The sequence below is a fragment of the uncultured Campylobacter sp. genome, assembly GCF_937997595.1.
Classification (GTDB): domain Bacteria; phylum Campylobacterota; class Campylobacteria; order Campylobacterales; family Campylobacteraceae; genus Campylobacter_B.
The window spans coordinates 1-15,545 of sequence record NZ_CALKTS010000303.1 but is presented as its reverse complement, the minus strand read 5'-3'; the positions used below and the strand labels follow the sequence as shown (position 1 = coordinate 15,545).

The window sequence follows — 15,545 nt, the reverse complement described above, 5'->3', positions numbered from 1 at the left end:
GAATCCTCTTTTAATTGTTCAGATACCTTCTCTTTTTCATGTTTATCTAAATCGTTAAACAACCTAGGATCATTTTCGTTTAATAAACTAATTAACCAGCCTAGATCATTGCCATATTCTAAAAGACATTTTAAAACGCCGATTATATCTTTGTTTTTGTCATATACTCTTAATACTTTTACCGGTCTCTTGCCATGCCCCATGAGCTTGCTTTCTATCCTAAAAGCGTCTGGAAATAGCTTGTCGATTTCGCCCATATACCTTCTAAGCGTTCTTTCCTTAATCCTTAACTCATCTAAAAGCTCTGTATCGGTAAGATAAATTTCTTGCTTTGCAACTAACTTTTTTAAAATTTCAAAGATAACTATCGTTTTATTGTCTGCATCTGATGACATTATAACTCCTCGTATTCTCTAAATCTTGCGTGTTTAAATTCTCGTTTAATTACGGCTTTGCCGTTTTCTACCTGCTCGCTTACGATGCGGTTAGTAGTCGCATATACGACGATCAGACCCATACTTTTAGCAAATCTTATCATATTATAAGTCGCTCCGAAATCACCCTGCACCAGCAATACGTCGCCCGCTTTTGCTTGCTTTTTAAGTTTATCTTTATACACTTCAACGAATTTTATTATGCTTTTTTCAGACGGGTCGATATCGCTCCACATCGCATCGGTTATGTTTATGAATTTATCAACATTTAAATTCTTCCTCGCGTCTTCTTCTTGCTCCGACGTCAAGGTGTGGTTTATTAGGGTGAATAGGGTTTTCACGCGCTTACCCCTAAAATATCGTCCTTTATGCAGAATTTTTTATAGTCTTCTAAAAGCCGTTTGAAATTTAATTTCGGATTTTTGATTTCATCGCTGCTATTACTATGAGCGAGATTATTTCTTAAATTCTCGGCGTCAAAAATAAAATTTCTAAATTCTTCGATATTAGGAATTTTTTCTAGTTTATTGCAGACTAAAGCTTTTATATCTTGCAAATATTCGCTAGCTTCTTTTTTGCTAAGCTTTTTCTCGTCAGATCCAAAATACGTTCGCGCCTTCTTCATTCCAAACAGATAGGAGTCCATCTTTTCACCGATTTTTACCAAATTTCTTGATTGATTCGTTAAATCATAGGAATTAAAAATATCGCTACTTTTAAATTTTGCTACATAAGCTTCTATTTTTGGGCTAATTTTTTCTATTCCGCTTGCACAATAGTACCCGATAGCCTCAAATAGCAAGGTTATAGCGTTTAATAAGTAGCCCTTCATATTAAGAACTTCCGACATTTCATATAATTTTTGGTAATCCCTCTTTTTGCTGATTTGCTTTAAATTTTCTATATGATCTTTGATTTGATCGAGGCTGGACTTAAAGGTAAAAATTTGCTCGTTCTTTTTGATATTTTCTATATATCGTAAAACTGTATCAAAGCGGCTTTCTAACGCTTTTAGCGAGTTAGCAAGAATATCGTTTGAAAATTTCGTTAGTTCGCCTCTTAAATTTTCAAAATCCTCGTTTTCAAACGCGGCTACGAATGAAACGGTATAGTTTTTATCGAATGTTTCGAGCATATACGACATATTTGCAAGCTCTAAGTATTCTTTTAAATCGATAATCTCATACTTTTTTTGATTTATTATCTCTTTTGCAAAAAATATATGTTTGATTTTATTCATATCGCTTAAGCTTTGAGATATAAGTGAGATGGTAGCTAAAATAGGAATATGCCTAAAGCCGTGAGTTAGATCGATTATATATTCATTATCTTCGTTGGTTGCTTCATTTATAATACGTAGAATTTCATAAAAATCCGTATCGCCTCTAATGAAATTCTTATTGTTAAATATCTCGATATGGCTTGTTTTAAATTCCTTTTCTAAAACTTTTATTTGATCATCTCTCGCATCTTCAGTAAAAATAGGTACGATATTTTGAACGCCAAAATTATCTATCAAAAGCGGAAGCATATTCGTATATCTTTGCTTTTTTAAAGAATACGAATTTTTAAGCTTCTCATCGTATTCATAGATCGGTCTTTCTTCGGCCTCCTTAACATAACCTTTCCCTAAAATCGTTACAACTTTCATATTTTACTCCTCATTTTGCATATAAGTTAAATCATAGTGCTTGACAGTATAATCGCTAGTGGAGACGTACTGCAAATGCCTATCGTTGGGTATCGCAAACATCGCTCCGGCTATACTTATCGCCTTTTGCCCTCCCGTGACATCAAATACGATGTCGTCCTCTATAAAACCCTCTTGCTTAAGCTGGCTATATATGCTTTCTAAAAATTTATAGACGCTTTTTGCGTCTTCGAAATTCTTTATATATCGTACATTCGCCATATCCGCAAGCTCCTTACCAAAGAGATTTTGCACGCATTTTAAAAATTTATCTCTATCGCCGTGAGATTTTTCAGAACAAGCGACTATAATCTTTTTAAGCCTTTGTTTGTGATAATCTATCGCTTTTAGCGGCATTCTATAATTATTTCTTCCATACTCATCGATAGTTTTAAATTTCAAAATTTCTTCTATTCCGCCATTATTTTCGCTTAAAAATAGCACTAGAACTTTAGCCCTTTTGGGTCTATCATTTATACATATATCGACATTAGGGATGTCTTTAGGAATTATTCGTTTGATTACCCCAAAAATCACTATAGAGCCTAAAATTTGAACCAGCATAGTGCCGTCTTTGGCGCTCCATTTTAAAATTTCGCCGCCGAAAATTTTATCTAGTAGCGACGACATTCCGTCCGGCAACCAAGCGAAAAACAGCAATACTCCCGCGATGATAAAAAACGCCCTATACCCTAAAAGAGAACTTCCCAAAAGCGAAACGACTATTTTTTGAAAATTTCTTTTTTCATAATGCGTCATTTTTTAAATTCCTTTAGCATCTCCATTATCTTTAACGTATCTTGATAGTCTCTGTCTTTTTCCGGCCTTTTTTGCTTGGTCTTCTCTTTCCATCTTCCAATCTTTTTAAACATATCTCTTAACCCACAAAGCGCTTCCAATTTCATATCGTCAAATTTATCGGTTTGACTTATCGCTTTAAATAAGACTGTCGCTTCGGGCATATTTTTATAAATGGGATCGTTTTTGAGCTTATAAATTCTTTTATCCAGTTCGCTCATATTGCTTGTAGCTTCTTGCAGCTCTTTTTCTTTTCTTCGAAGTTCTATTTCCTCTTTTAAAGCCTTCTCTTTTTCTATTAGATCGTTTGCAAATTTTTGATATAACGATATGCTTTGTTGATCGGATAATGGAACTGCTTGTACCGTATTTACATTTGTAAGTTTAATATACCTATCCAAATAATAGCGACGATCATTATTTTTACTTTTTGCAAAATCTTCAAGATTCATATATACCAATTCAGAATTACCTTCGTTATCTTGCTCGCTAGCCATTGAAAATAAATTTTTTATCTGCTCGCTTTCGTGCCATTTTATCTTGCCGTCGAAAATTTCACCGTTCATAGCCGACTCAAAATCCTTTAAATACTCCTTAACTTCTTTACTGAATCCATTGAGGTCTAAGACGCTGAGTTTAATTTTGCCGTATCCTAAAGGCTTCGCCATACCGATAGAATGATAGCAAAGATCGTTTTTATGAAATGTAATAGCTGATAGCAGTGCTCCAATCTCAATAGGCAAGAGATTATGGACTAATATTTTGCATCTAAATTTTGCTCCCGACTGAAGTGGCGTGATAGCTGTTTCTATATTTGCTGTTTTATCACTAGTATCACTTGTAGCGACGCTTTGACCTTTATGCGTCGGGTATCGCTTAAAACCAGATAGTGTGGCATTTCTATCATTATAAGTAGCATATTTTTCGCCATTTTGCTTTATGTAAATCGGGTAGTAAGATGCTTTTGGGGAACCCAAGACGACTTTTACCTCATCGTCTAAATTTACATTTTGGATAGCTTTGGCGTGAGATACAAAAACCCTTCCTTTTAAGGACTCTTGTTTATTTTTAATTTTTCTACTATATCCAAATATAATTTCTGATAAATCGGGCTTACTCTCTTTTATTTGTGTATGAGCCAAGACCTCTTTTACGGATTTATCAAAAGGTAATTTATAAAGATATGAAAGTCCAAAATGAATAACCTCATTACCGTTAGCATGAAAAAATACGGGGATTTCTTTGCCACTTTTTAGTTTTTCTTTCCAGAAAGTCCAGTCGGCAGACTGCACGGGCTGCTTTTTCCTGCCGTCAAAATAAGCAAATTTAAACACTTCAAACACACATTCACTTACATTAAAAATTTTCGCATCTTGTTTTTGTATAAAGACAAAATCATAATTTTTTCCACTGGGGTTTACCTTATCGTCTTTTCTGGCCGACGGATGCCCTGTTAACACAACTTTACCTAATAACGAGCCTCTGTCGTCAAATTTCACTATATTTCTACCGTTTTTAGACCCCTCTTTTGAAAAATTATAAATTTTATCTACATTTTCAAATTTGACTAAATCATATTTGGCGCAAGCGTTTTTAAGCGGATCATTTTTATCATCAAATTTGCCCCACAAAAAGCGATTTCTATAACCTTGTTTCTTAAATTTATATTCTATCTCTTGATACTTTATGCGGTAAATTCCGTCGCATTCTCTTATCTTTATCGCACCATTTTCTTTATAAAGCCAACCGCATTTAATATCTTTTAGGACTTTATTTTTGTATTCGTCCGTAAAATCCCGCATAGAATACTTTTTATCATCTATAAAGTTCATAGCTGAAAAGCTCATTATCTCAAGCACGTTTCTTATCATGCCCTTGATGCTGGTTGCGGGGATATAATACTCTTTGCCTCCGTTTTCGTTTATGGAATGGCAAAACTCGCTCGGATTTTTGCTATCCTTTATAAAGATAGGGCTTTTGGCGGTTACCTCAAGCTCGATTACGCCGCTTTCGCCGTCTTCAAACGGCACGTCATGGATATTTTTAAGAATGTTCTCACTAGCCCAAGGCGGGTAGAAAATTTTATCGTTTAGTGGCACGAAATTATATGGAGCGGTTATCATTTTTTATCCTTTTCATCTTTTACAAAGCCTGCAAATACTATCTTTTGAAGTTTCAATACTGGCAAACCCTCAAGAGTTCCATTGTCTTGAGGCGCTTCACAAAACTCGTCTTTTTCATCTTGCCAAATTTGAGCCATTTTTATTTTGACTTCTTTGAATTTGGCAGAAAACTCAGGTTTAAATTTAGAGTGAAATTCTTTTATGTCGGGGTTTTTCTTCGGATCTAAATTTGCGCCCCCCAACTCTGTTTCATCGACAAACCAAGCGTCGTTTATCTGACGGATAGAAATACTTTTCTTCAAATTTGCATTAAAAAAATGCGCCTCGTAAATTAGCTCGTCTTCGCCTAGACCAGGAGTTCGCTCGCCCGCTAAAAATAGGTGCTTCTCGTCGATTTTTTCACCCATTAGCTGGATGTAGCCCTCGTAGCCTTTTAAATTTTCATTCACGTATTTTAAAATTTCGTCTCTATTTTTTCTCATCTGCTAGCTCCTATCTATTGCTGTTTTTATGACTTCGCCTTTGAAAAATCCATACCCTTTTGTGGTTACTCCGCCAAGCGGCAAACGCCCCTTGACTAGGTCATCTAAAGCCGTTTCAAAAGCCTCTAAGACATTCTTAAAAGCCCTCTTTTCTGTATCGTCGCGCGCATCGTTTTTAAGCAAAATTTCTATTATAAATTTGTCTCTTTTTGCGACCGCTTTTTCTTGAAACAAAGCGCTATCGATCGCTCCGCCCGTGAAGCGGTCAATGCTAACGTGTTCGAAAACCTTTGTATCTTTTGCTTCGTCGTAATCCAAAAAGCAATCGCTGATTAAAATTTTGCCTTTGGAGCCTTTTTCGTTTTTATTCTTTTCGTAGCCAAAAATTTTCCTTACGGCTTCGTTTTCGCTGCCGACCTTAGCTTTTTCGCCGAATTGTTTATTAATTTTATTAAAATAAAACGCCGTTCGGTGTGATAATGCGCCTTTTACCGAACTTGCCGGGATTAGAATTTTACGTTTGCCAAGGCATTTGTTTTCATAGTCGATCACACTCTCAAGCACCGACGTTTGATCCGCATCCTTATCGCCAAATCCGCTTCCGAACATAAAGAAATCATCGGGCGAAATTTTAAGTTCGTATCTGATAAATTTTTGTCTTGCCGAATTACCGTCCGCTGCGCTATCGGGCATAAATTTTACAAACTCATCGGAGCTAAAATTTAAACTGCTAGAGTATCTGTCCGGCTCAAACTCGCCCCATTTTATCTCTAAAATTCCAAGCGAGCCGAAGCCTTTCGAGCTTCCGCCGCCAAGCCTTAGCGCAGGATCGCTAAGCAAATTTAATTTTTTTTAAAGTCCTCTTTACTTCCGTCAAGTTCAAGCGAAAATTTAAACCTAGTTCCTTTAAATACGACTTCTTTATCAAATTTACCCGCGTCTTTTGCCGTACCATTTGCGCCTATAGCGACGTGATCCCTAATCGGCAAGATATCAAAATAGCGCAAAAACTCGCTCTTTTGCAAAAGCAACTCTTCGCAAACTTTGTTATTCTTATCGACGAGCAACAGAGCGTTTGAGATAATTAGTCTTGAGCCTTTTTGTTTATTTGGATCTCGTTCGTCTTTCGTATCGAAAATTTCATTAACATCATCTTCGCCCTTGCAATCTTCAAATGCCCTACGTAAAATCCCGGCAACCGAGGTGCCAAGAATCATCGGTAGGCCGTTCCAGTCTCTTTGCACCGGTGCATCCAAAAATAGATCATTTTTGCCGCCTCCGACTTTTAGCGGAGTTTTGGCTTCTATGATAACGTACGCTAAAAATCTTTTCATTGCTTTTCTCCTGTGATTTTTGGCATTTGCATAGATAAGAACAAGGTAAATTTAAGCGGATCTCTACTTTTTGCAATAGCCCCCAAAAGCTGCTCTTTTCCATCGTTCCATCTTTCGGCCATAACGCCTTTTGATATAAAATCATCAACTTCTTGGCAAATATTTTGATCAGTTTTGGTTTTGCAAAGCGCCCTTATCGCACCCCACTGTGAGTTTGAAATTTTGTTGAATTTGTTTTTATGATCTCCTATAAATTTAGCTACCTCTTCGGTTATTTCAAGAGCTTGGTCTTTCGTAGTATGTTTTTGTTTTAAAAATTTAGCCAAATCACTTTGTATCGGTATTTCTTTAATCGAGCGTTCGGCCTCCGCTTCTTTTTGGAATTCTATCGGATTATACTTTGCATCGCCACCATTTAAAAACCACGGGTTAATCAGCACTTCGCCAAAACCTTCGCTCAAATACGCTCCGACGCCCTTTTTTAGCTCGGCAATCTGCTCGCTGCTTAGCTCTTTTAGCGCAATAACGCTACCTTTATTTATGCAGGCTCGCTCGTAATCTTTTGTGGCTCTAGCGCCGTTATAAGGGGTAAAATTCGAAATTCTAATCTGCGTCTTTTCATAATCGACATTATTTACACCCAAATTTGGCAAGATATGCTTTACGTCGTAGCTTGGATTGCCGTTTTCGTCAATAAGCGCAAGGCGGGATTTGGCATAAACAAAAGTATATTTTTCGGGCGGCGTAAATGTTTTAATTTCTTCTGTTTTTTCGCCGATGAATTTAATCTCTACCGCTCCATACTCCGCACTCTTTGATTTACCGAGCCTAGTTGAGCGCACTAGCGTCTCTTTCGCTAAAACTATATCATCTTCGCTCACGCTGGCGTCAAATTTAACGCTAAATCGCCATTTCAATCCGGCCCTAAACGCCTCGTAGCCATACATTTGGCTATCTTTGGAGCGTCTTTTATCTTTGTCATAGGCACTTTTTTGGGAGTATTCGTATTTTAAGTTCAGCTGCTCGTTTTCGTCGTTTATATAGCCGCTTCGCATCTGTTTTAGCTGAGTAAATTTTTGAAATTCGCTGTCGATTAGCAAATGGTGATTGTAAATTTTGCTGCTATCAAGTTTCTCATGAAAATAGGAAAGCGGAATTTTAAAGAATTCTTTGCCATCTTTGATCGGCGAGGCGTCACAAAATTTCACATCGCCGCTATGAAAAATTTTAAAGGGATCGTTAAAGCCGCCGTATCTGCTAGCCGCCATACCTAAAAATGCATTTCCGGGGATAAAATCAAGCGGACTCATTTTGCCCTGCGTATTGGAGCTCGCCTGCAAGATAATAGGACTTTTGAAAGTTATCTCAAATTTAAGCTCTCTCATTATAACTCCTTAATCTCAAATTCGCATCTGCCGAGGCCTCTATTAAGGTTTAGCCCCATCCGCTTTACAGATTTAAGAGCGCGGACTAAATTTTAGGCAAATTTATCATCTATATTTTCTATCTTGCCGATCAAAGTTATAGGTAAAACAACCTCTATATCTCTTAGGGATTTATCTGCCACGATACCGTTTTCATCGATTTTGGTAGCTGAAATGATTTCAAAAAGATTGCGTTCTAATTTATTTGACGTAATTTCGGCAGCGATTTTTTCATCTATCGTTGCGCTGCTAAAATAGCACTGCGCCTGCGTCGTATCGTCGTTATTTTTTTGCTCTCCTTTGCCACCCCTGGAGCCGAAGCATTTATCTATATCGCCTTGATCCCAAAACAGCTCCGCCGCCTCACGGACAAGTCCTTTTATAGTTTTGCCTGGCACATATGGAAGGCCTGCGGAGTCTTTTATCACGTAGCTATCAAGCGCTGCTCCGCCGCTAAGGCCGCTACTAACATGCCAATAGTCAAAAAATTTAAGCTCATAATTTATCGTCATTTTTATCCTCCGCGCCCGAAGTAACGGACAGAAATTGCAATATATCGTAGATCGGGGTTTTTTGTTCCCCATCCTTTTCTAAAATCAAATTTTCGCATTTTAGCCCGCCGTAAAGACCGTTCAGCGCCTTATCAAATTCTCCCTTGTTTTCTAACATCTCGTTTATCCGATCTAGCATACTTTTAGCTAGCTTGTCGTTTATGCCGAGCTCCTTTATCCACTCTCGCAGTTTGCCTTTTGGGCTATTTTCGTTGCGATAAATTTTGGCTAAATTTACAAAATTTTCTACCTTTGGCTCATTTTTTGACTTGGTCGTATCTCCCAAATAATAAGGTCCAAAATCGCATTTGATTTCTCGCATTTTTTCGCCTTCGGTCATGCATCCCTCTTTTTTCGCCTCCGATCGTAAGCTCGTCTTTTATAAATTTATCCCAGCTTTTAAAATTTGAGCTTTGGACGTTATGAAACATTAGGCAGCTTGGTGCGATGTCTTTTTCTTGATTTTCAACATATTTATTTTTGGAGTGCTTTTTGGCTGCCGAGCAAAGCTCCTCGGCTAGACTAACCGCATAGTGAAACGGGAATTTTTCGTTGCAGTAAGCGATGCCAGCGCACATAGTTAGCTTTTGTTCTATTGCAGGCTTTTTCTTGTCTGTTTCGTTTTCAAATTCTTTGATAAAATTTTTCGTAAATTCTAGTGCAATATCCGCATCGCAAACAACCGTCATATCGTCGCCACTTAAGATCAACTCTTTTATCCTCAGGTCGACTTTGCCAAGAGCGTCTTTTGTTTTTCTTTGGCATTAACAAACGCAGTCTTTGTTGCCTCATCAAGTGCCTCTGAAAAATGAGCGATTATACACATTGGCTTTTGTTAAAATTTGATTAAATTGCACCGGTCCTTATAATCGAGCGCGGTAGCATGATATTACAACGATAGATATTTTCAAAATTTTATTTTGAACTCTGAAATTATTAAGCAGTATTTAATGATAAATCCTATATCATCGCGATTTAAATTGATAATGGGATTTAAAATGCAAAAAGCGATCAAAATTTTGCCGCATCTTCTTGCGATAGCTCTATTTTGCGGCTGCATGAGCAGCGAGAGGGTCGCTTTGAACGACTTAAACACACTCAAAACCGATAGCAAAATTATTCGATTACGCGACCGCGCACCGCTTCAATTTAATGAGTTTATTAACGAACTATCAAACGTAGACGTGCTCGTAATCGGCGAGCTTCACGAGAATAAAAATCACAAAGCCGCCGAAATTTTACTTATCGAAACGCTCGCTACGATAAAAAATTTAGACGTCGCTTTTGAAATGATAAGCAGCGAAAAGCAGCCTCTTATCGATAAAGCGTACGCGGATACAATTCCGCCGGAGAATTTATTAAGCGCTATAAATTGGGATAAAAGCTGGAGCGTTTCGCATTACGGCGATATCGTAAAATCGGCCTATAAAACCGCAAATTTAAAAGCTGCGAATTTGAGCAAAAATGAAATAAATACGATATTTGCGGGAGCAGAGCCGATAAAGGGCGATGTCTCGACGACGAAGGGCGTAAAAGATAAGATTAAAGAGGGCATAGAGCTTTCGCACGGCAAAATGGACGATAAAACCTTAGCCGCATTTATTCAGGCACAGCAATATAAAGATCGCAGGATGGCCGATGTGTTAAACCGCGCGAATAACTCCACCTTGCTTATTGCGGGCGGCCTTCATACGTTTAAAGACGTAGGCGTGCCGCTACATTTAATCGATTTCAAGACGAAAAAGCGGGTAAAAGTGCTGATTTTAGGAAGCGATGATTACGAGCAGGGCGCAATCGACAGCACCAAAGCCGATTATATTTGGAATTTTAAATAAAGAAATGAAATTTTGCCGAAAAGATACGTCTCGGCCGCCAAGTTTTACCGCACGCACGCCGGAGCGAAATATCGGTGCAAGCGCTCGGATACGTAAATCTTGCGTAGATGATTTTGCTTAAACGCTTCCGGCAAAAGCTCGGTTTGCGGCGCATAAAGCCTCGGTGCGAGTTCTCGCGCAACCGCATCGGCGATGTGAACAAAAAAGCACGGCGAATTTGCAGGCGATTTGAACGACGACATCTCGCTAAATTACGGGCGAGTTCATTTATCGGCAAAATGCAAAAAGGAATGATATGAAAATTGCGGTAGCTCTATTTTTATTTTTTACGCTCTGTCTTTGCGATGAAAATTTAACGACGGGCGGGGATTTGCAGATACAAAATTCGGCGACTTTAAATTTGGAGCAAAACGACAGCGTCCAAACGCCAGTGCCGGGCTCCGCGCAAACCGAACGAAATCCCGCGCAACCCACACCCAAAGAGCACACTCCCGCGGTAGATATGTCGTTTCAATCGTTTTTTAAGAACGCTCACATCGTCGTTAAAGCTGCAATGGGAATTTTACTACTTTTTTCGGTGATGACGTGGACGATATTTTTGGCGAAATTTATCCAGTTTAAATTTGCATTTTCAAGGCTTAAAAAAGATAGCCTTGCATGCGAACGGATAAACAGTATCGACGAGGTATTAAAGCTCGATCGAAACGGGTTTGCCGTGCAACTCGCACGCGAAATAAAAGATGAAATTAAAAGAAGCAAGACGGTTAACGCATCACTAAAAAACCGCGTAAAAGAGCGACTGGAGCTGAAAAATGCAAATTTGATCCACCTGGCAAAAAGCCATACGGGCATCCTGGCGAGCATCGGCTCGTCCGCGCCGTTTATCGGATTATTCGGCACGGTTTGGGGCATTATGAATAGTTTTATAAATATCGCGAACTCGAATAATGCCAGCCTCAGCGTCGTAGCTCCCGGCATCGCAGAAGCGTTATTCGCAACCGCGCTCGGCTTATCTGCGGCAATTCCTGCGGTATTAATTTATAACTATTTTGTAAGAGCGGGGTTAAATTTTAACGTCAAAATCGACGCATTGAGCTCAAGAATTTATTTGATATTTGATAGGCAATGCGATGCTGCGTAATCAAAACGAAGAGCTCAGCGAGATAAACGTAACGCCGTTTATAGACGTTATGCTCGTGCTTTTAATCATCTTTATGGTAGTCACGCCCATCGTTACCAGTTCGGTAAAAGTGGAGCTCCCTAAAGCCGTAAGCGATCAAAAGCAAGACATAAATAAACCGATCATCCTGAGTATCAACGAGCACAACGAAATATATTTCGGCACGGAGCTCGTAGGTAGCGAAAATTTAGCAGCCGTACTCGATCAAAAAACGGGCGGCGATCGCGAAAACGTCGTATATCTTCACGTAGATAAATCCGTGCCCTATGAAATTTTAATCGGGACGATCGAGCGCATAAAAAAAGCAGGCTACTCAAAAATAGCCCTTTGCAGCAAGGTCGAGCAATGATAATAATCTCGCGTCGATGTTGGCTTATATCCTTTTTAACGATTCTGGCTTGTCATATTTTCGCCTTCGGCTATTTGTTTACAAATCGAAATACCATCAGCCTAGAGCAAAATTTCGGTGGATTCGACTATCCGATAAAAGGCGATAAATTTGAATCTATTATGATAGTTTCGGATCTGCCTATCGGGGATTTCAAAGAAGCGGCGATAAACTCTGTCAAAGCAAGTAGCGCCGAGCCCGAGCCGCACATACAGACGGACGAGCCCGAAATTTCGCCGATACAGAATATCGACTCGCCGATCGAAGCGGTGCAAAAACCTGAAATTTTACCAAAGGAAAAGCCGAAAAAAATCACGAAAAAAAATATCAGGCCCGCGATCCGAAATAATGCGTCGAAAAACGACGATACCGCAAACAACGACTCGCAATCAAATTTTAACTCCGCTGCTAAAGACGGCGCAGCTTCTGCTCCGATAAGCGGAAACGGCAATACCATAACGAGCAACTCAAGCGGCATGGGCGGCGGAGCTCAAAGAAGCTGGAAAGGCGCCGTAATGTCGCATCTCAATAAGCATAAAAGATATCCGCAGACGGCTTTGGCGCAGGGCGAGGAAGGTATCGTTTACGTAAAAGTTCAAATTTCGCCAAGCGGCAAAATTATAAACGTTAGCGTGAAAAACGGGGTTAAATTTGAAGCGCTTAATAGCGAAGCAGTGCAGCTTTTTTATCGCGCTTCGCCGCTTCCGACCCCGCCGAGCGAATATTTTGTGAATTCGAATGAGCTCACGCTTCATTTTCCCGTGGAATTTAATATCAAAAAATACAAAGAGCAAAAGATAAATTTCTAAAAGGAGCGCATATGAGGAAATTTGTAGCATTGAGTATGGCGGTTATAAGCATACTTTTCGGCGAAGACGTGGATTTTGAGACGCTTGAAATTTCGGCGGATAAGCTCAAAAGCGGCGAATCGAGCTTTTTAAAAGCGGGTGCGCTCAGCTCTCGCGACGATATAAAATCGCAGAACCAAAGTGTCGATAGCATCGTGCGGGCGCTTCCGGGAACCTACACGCAAGTAGATCAGGCCCAGGGTAGCGTATCGGTTAATATCCGCGGATTAACGGGGCTCGGGCGCGTCGATACGATGGTAGACGGCGTCACTCAAACATATTACGGCACGGCGGCGGATTCGGGCGGATATCATTCATTCACCGGAAATTTAGGCACGTCGGCCTATGGAGCGCTGATAGATCAAAATTTACTCGTAGGCATAGACGTAGAGCGCGGCTCGTTTCGCGGAGCGACGAACGGCATAATGGGAAGCGCGAATTTTCGTACGATAGGCGTGGACGACGTGGTACGAAACGGTAATATCTTCGGTTTTCTAGGCCGTTATTCCTACGGCACGAACGGCCTAGGACCGAGCTATATGGGCGCTCTCGCGGCAAAAGACGAGCTCGAAAGCGGCGCGAACATAGGCACCCTTTTCGCATACAGCGGCAAAAGAAGCACGCAAAATTACAAAGACGGCAACGGCGTAAGAAGCGAAGACGCCGCGCCCGATATAGACGGCGACGGGATACCGGATCTCGCCGCACCGCTAGATGTGGATACGCTCAAGCAAAAACCGAAAAGCTATTTGTTTAAATTTGAATACGGACGGGATGCACACAACGCAATAGCGTCCTATCGGGGACATTCGAATTATCTGGCGAGAAGAAAGATAAAAAATAACAACTATCAGCTGGATTATAGATTTAATCCAAATTCCGATTTTATAGACGTTAAAATGAAGGCATCCGTAAGCGATACAACGCAAAAATACGACAAAGATGCCACCATCGGTTGGGCGCCGTTACAAAACGGAATGAAATTTAAAAACAAAGCCGATATACTTGATTTAAGCAATACCTTTCAATTCAACCCCGCGAGCGCGAATTTAAAATCCACGCTCGGTGTAAATTTATTAAATAACGAGTATAAGAGGATTACCGGAGATAGCGACTATGCGGGGCTTAAAACGTCGTTTTCCGTTCCTCAAGGCAAACAAAAGCTCAGAAGTCTTTATCTTGATAATTCGCTCGAATACGGAATTTTTACCCTTGACGCGAACGTAAATTTTATGCACTGGCAGCTCAGCGGCGAAAAAGGCGTTTGCTCGGTATACAATAACTACTGCCAACCGAAAGAAGCGGGATGGATGAAAAAAGATGGCGACGAGTTGAATTATTCGCTTATGAACGGCGTAAGCTTGCACGAACTTTTCGCGCCGTTTATCGGCTACTCCAAAAGTACCCGCGCGTTAAACGTTCAGGAGCTTTTTCACTCGGGCACGGTTTATGAAGATATCAATACCTTTTTGCAACCGGAAACCGCCAAGACGTTTCAGTTGGGATTTAATTCCCATAAGCACGGATTAATCGCGAACGACGACATTTTTGGGTTTAAGCTTACCTACTATCGTAGCAAGGTAAAAAACTATATTTACGACAGGCTCATGCTTTTTTACGACGATAACGGCAGCCCTGATACGATGTATCTTACGCGTCTAAACGGCGATGCGACGCTTAGGGGTTTTGAGATTGAGCTGATGTATGACGCGGGATACTTTTATACTACCGCCACCTACTCTCGTCAAAAGGCGTCGTATCCGCTCTCCGACAGTACGGCGGTGGATTGGACGAACGGACCTTCAAGCGGCGTATCGCAATTTAGCGAGCTTCCGAAATACTACGCCACTATCGATGCGGGAGTAAGATTTTTCGATGAAAAACTAACGATAGGCGGTATAGCCAAAATCACGGGCAAAGCAAAAAGAATGAACCCGTTATTTACGTATACTACGAACGGTGCGGAATTTAAATCTATAAAAACGCAGGATTTACCGAGCATCCCTACGATTTTTGATATGTATGCGACCTATAAACCGATTGAAAATTTAACATTTAAGCTCGAAGTGCAAAACGTTTTTGATAAAAACTATATGGATGCGCTCTACACATATAACTCGTCGTATTCCAATCAAGTATTTAATGACGATATAACGATTTTTAACAACTCGGCTCGAGGTCGCACCGCGCTTTTAAGCATCGAATATAGGTACTAATATAAAAGCGCCCCCTATAGCCCGGCGCAGGCTCTCATTATATGAACTTGTACCGGGCCGGCAAATTTAAAATTTCAACCGCCGTGCCGAAAACCGCTCTACAATGTAAATTTAATAATTCCTATGATAAAATTTACGCGAAATTTAAAGCAAAGGCTTACATTAAAAGGCGAAGTTCGTGATTTGATGGTGTCAAGAGAGAGACTTGAACTCTCGACCTCCGGCTTATGAGACCAGCGCTC

The 15,545-nt window shown here is 40.0% G+C and carries 17 protein-coding genes; 5 read left to right on the top strand and 12 right to left on the bottom strand.

All coding sequences use genetic code 11. The features are described from left to right. From Q0614_RS10190 to Q0614_RS10135, 12 genes are all read right to left on the bottom strand, one after another. Positions 1-395: hypothetical protein (locus tag Q0614_RS10190; RefSeq protein ID WP_298788498.1), on the bottom strand; the 395-nt coding region annotated here is incomplete at its 3' end. Continuing rightward, positions 395-775, bottom strand: coding sequence for a CRISPR-associated protein Csx20 (gene csx20 / locus Q0614_RS10185; RefSeq protein WP_298788497.1), 381 nt, complete (start codon positions 773-775; stop codon positions 395-397). The genes Q0614_RS10190 and csx20, both read right to left, overlap by 1 nt. Next, positions 772-2,085, bottom strand: coding sequence for a TM1812 family CRISPR-associated protein (locus tag Q0614_RS10180; RefSeq protein ID WP_298788495.1), 1,314 nt, complete (start codon positions 2,083-2,085; stop codon positions 772-774). Before Q0614_RS10180 ends, csx20 begins: the two co-directional genes overlap by 4 nt. A 3-nt stretch (positions 2,086-2,088) precedes the next feature. Continuing rightward, entirely contained in the window at positions 2,089-2,883 is a 795-nt protein-coding gene (locus tag Q0614_RS10175; protein WP_298788493.1) for a hypothetical protein, read from the bottom strand. Beyond that, a complete protein-coding gene (locus tag Q0614_RS10170; protein WP_298788491.1) occupies positions 2,880-5,045 on the bottom strand; it encodes a TIGR03986 family CRISPR-associated RAMP protein in 2,166 nt (721 codons plus the stop codon). The genes Q0614_RS10175 and Q0614_RS10170 overlap by 4 nt, the downstream gene beginning before the upstream one ends. After that, positions 5,042-5,527: a TIGR04423 family type III CRISPR-associated protein gene (locus Q0614_RS10165; protein WP_298788489.1), complete on the bottom strand. Its 486-nt coding sequence runs from the start codon at positions 5,525-5,527 to the stop codon at positions 5,042-5,044. Before Q0614_RS10165 ends, Q0614_RS10170 begins: the two co-directional genes overlap by 4 nt. A 3-nt stretch (positions 5,528-5,530) precedes the next feature. Beyond that, positions 5,531-6,367 carry an RAMP superfamily CRISPR-associated protein gene (locus Q0614_RS10160; RefSeq protein WP_298788487.1) on the bottom strand — a complete coding sequence of 279 codons (837 nt, stop codon included), beginning with the start codon at positions 6,365-6,367 and terminating at the stop codon, positions 5,531-5,533. Between the two features lie 2 nt (positions 6,368-6,369). Next, complete coding sequence (locus tag Q0614_RS10155; RefSeq protein ID WP_298788486.1) at positions 6,370-6,861, bottom strand: RAMP superfamily CRISPR-associated protein; 492 nt, start codon at positions 6,859-6,861, stop codon at positions 6,370-6,372. Next, positions 6,858-8,246, bottom strand: coding sequence for a hypothetical protein (locus tag Q0614_RS10150; RefSeq protein WP_298788484.1), 1,389 nt, complete (start codon positions 8,244-8,246; stop codon positions 6,858-6,860). The genes Q0614_RS10155 and Q0614_RS10150 overlap by 4 nt, the downstream gene beginning before the upstream one ends. 92 nt (positions 8,247-8,338) lie before the next feature. After that, positions 8,339-8,797 carry an RAMP superfamily CRISPR-associated protein gene (locus tag Q0614_RS10145; protein ID WP_298788482.1) on the bottom strand — a complete coding sequence of 153 codons (459 nt, stop codon included), beginning with the start codon at positions 8,795-8,797 and terminating at the stop codon, positions 8,339-8,341. Next, positions 8,781-9,158, bottom strand: a complete 378-nt coding sequence (locus Q0614_RS10140) for a hypothetical protein (protein ID WP_298788480.1) — start codon at positions 9,156-9,158, stop codon at positions 8,781-8,783. The genes Q0614_RS10145 and Q0614_RS10140 overlap by 17 nt, the downstream gene beginning before the upstream one ends. After that, entirely contained in the window at positions 9,094-9,546 is a 453-nt protein-coding gene (locus tag Q0614_RS10135; RefSeq protein WP_298788478.1) for a hypothetical protein, read from the bottom strand. Before Q0614_RS10135 ends, Q0614_RS10140 begins: the two co-directional genes overlap by 65 nt. 288 nt (positions 9,547-9,834) lie before the next feature. Between Q0614_RS10135 and Q0614_RS10130 the strand changes: the two genes are divergently transcribed. The 5 genes from Q0614_RS10130 to Q0614_RS10110 all read left to right on the top strand — a co-directional run bounded on the left by Q0614_RS10130 (position 9,835) and on the right by Q0614_RS10110 (position 15,303). Beyond that, the gene (locus tag Q0614_RS10130; protein WP_298788476.1) at positions 9,835-10,671 is read left to right on the top strand and encodes a ChaN family lipoprotein; all 837 of its coding nucleotides are present in this window, start codon (positions 9,835-9,837) and stop codon (positions 10,669-10,671) included. Between the two features lie 295 nt (positions 10,672-10,966). Then, on the top strand, positions 10,967-11,812 hold the full coding sequence (locus tag Q0614_RS10125; RefSeq protein ID WP_298788474.1) for a MotA/TolQ/ExbB proton channel family protein: 846 nt from the start codon (positions 10,967-10,969) through the stop codon (positions 11,810-11,812). Next, positions 11,802-12,200, top strand: a complete 399-nt coding sequence (locus Q0614_RS10120) for a biopolymer transporter ExbD (RefSeq protein ID WP_297916107.1) — start codon at positions 11,802-11,804, stop codon at positions 12,198-12,200. The genes Q0614_RS10125 and Q0614_RS10120 overlap by 11 nt, the downstream gene beginning before the upstream one ends. Continuing rightward, on the top strand, positions 12,197-13,048 hold the full coding sequence (locus tag Q0614_RS10115) for an energy transducer TonB (RefSeq protein WP_298788472.1): 852 nt from the start codon (positions 12,197-12,199) through the stop codon (positions 13,046-13,048). The genes Q0614_RS10120 and Q0614_RS10115 overlap by 4 nt, the downstream gene beginning before the upstream one ends. Positions 13,049-13,059: 11 nt before the next feature. Further along, complete coding sequence (locus Q0614_RS10110; protein ID WP_298788470.1) at positions 13,060-15,303, top strand: TonB-dependent receptor; 2,244 nt, start codon at positions 13,060-13,062, stop codon at positions 15,301-15,303. The last annotated feature ends 242 nt before the right edge of the window (positions 15,304-15,545 follow it).

Coding starts and splice junctions, on each gene's coding strand:
- Q0614_RS10180 (WP_298788495.1), bottom strand. CDS start 2,085: ATGAAAGTTGTAACGATTTTAGGGAAAGGTTATGTTAAGGAGGCCGAA.
- Q0614_RS10175 (WP_298788493.1), bottom strand. CDS start 2,883: ATGACGCATTATGAAAAAAGAAATTTTCAAAAAATAGTCGTTTCGCTT.
- Q0614_RS10170 (WP_298788491.1), bottom strand. CDS start 5,045: ATGATAACCGCTCCATATAATTTCGTGCCACTAAACGATAAAATTTTC.
- Q0614_RS10165 (WP_298788489.1), bottom strand. CDS start 5,527: ATGAGAAAAAATAGAGACGAAATTTTAAAATACGTGAATGAAAATTTA.
- Q0614_RS10155 (WP_298788486.1), bottom strand. CDS start 6,861: ATGAAAAGATTTTTAGCGTACGTTATCATAGAAGCCAAAACTCCGCTA.
- Q0614_RS10150 (WP_298788484.1), bottom strand. CDS start 8,246: ATGAGAGAGCTTAAATTTGAGATAACTTTCAAAAGTCCTATTATCTTG.
- Q0614_RS10145 (WP_298788482.1), bottom strand. CDS start 8,797: ATGACGATAAATTATGAGCTTAAATTTTTTGACTATTGGCATGTTAGT.
- Q0614_RS10140 (WP_298788480.1), bottom strand. CDS start 9,158: ATGCGAGAAATCAAATGCGATTTTGGACCTTATTATTTGGGAGATACG.
- Q0614_RS10130 (WP_298788476.1), top strand. CDS start 9,835: ATGCAAAAAGCGATCAAAATTTTGCCGCATCTTCTTGCGATAGCTCTA.
- Q0614_RS10125 (WP_298788474.1), top strand. CDS start 10,967: ATGAAAATTGCGGTAGCTCTATTTTTATTTTTTACGCTCTGTCTTTGC.
- Q0614_RS10120 (WP_297916107.1), top strand. CDS start 11,802: ATGCTGCGTAATCAAAACGAAGAGCTCAGCGAGATAAACGTAACGCCG.
- Q0614_RS10115 (WP_298788472.1), top strand. CDS start 12,197: ATGATAATAATCTCGCGTCGATGTTGGCTTATATCCTTTTTAACGATT.
- Q0614_RS10110 (WP_298788470.1), top strand. CDS start 13,060: ATGAGGAAATTTGTAGCATTGAGTATGGCGGTTATAAGCATACTTTTC.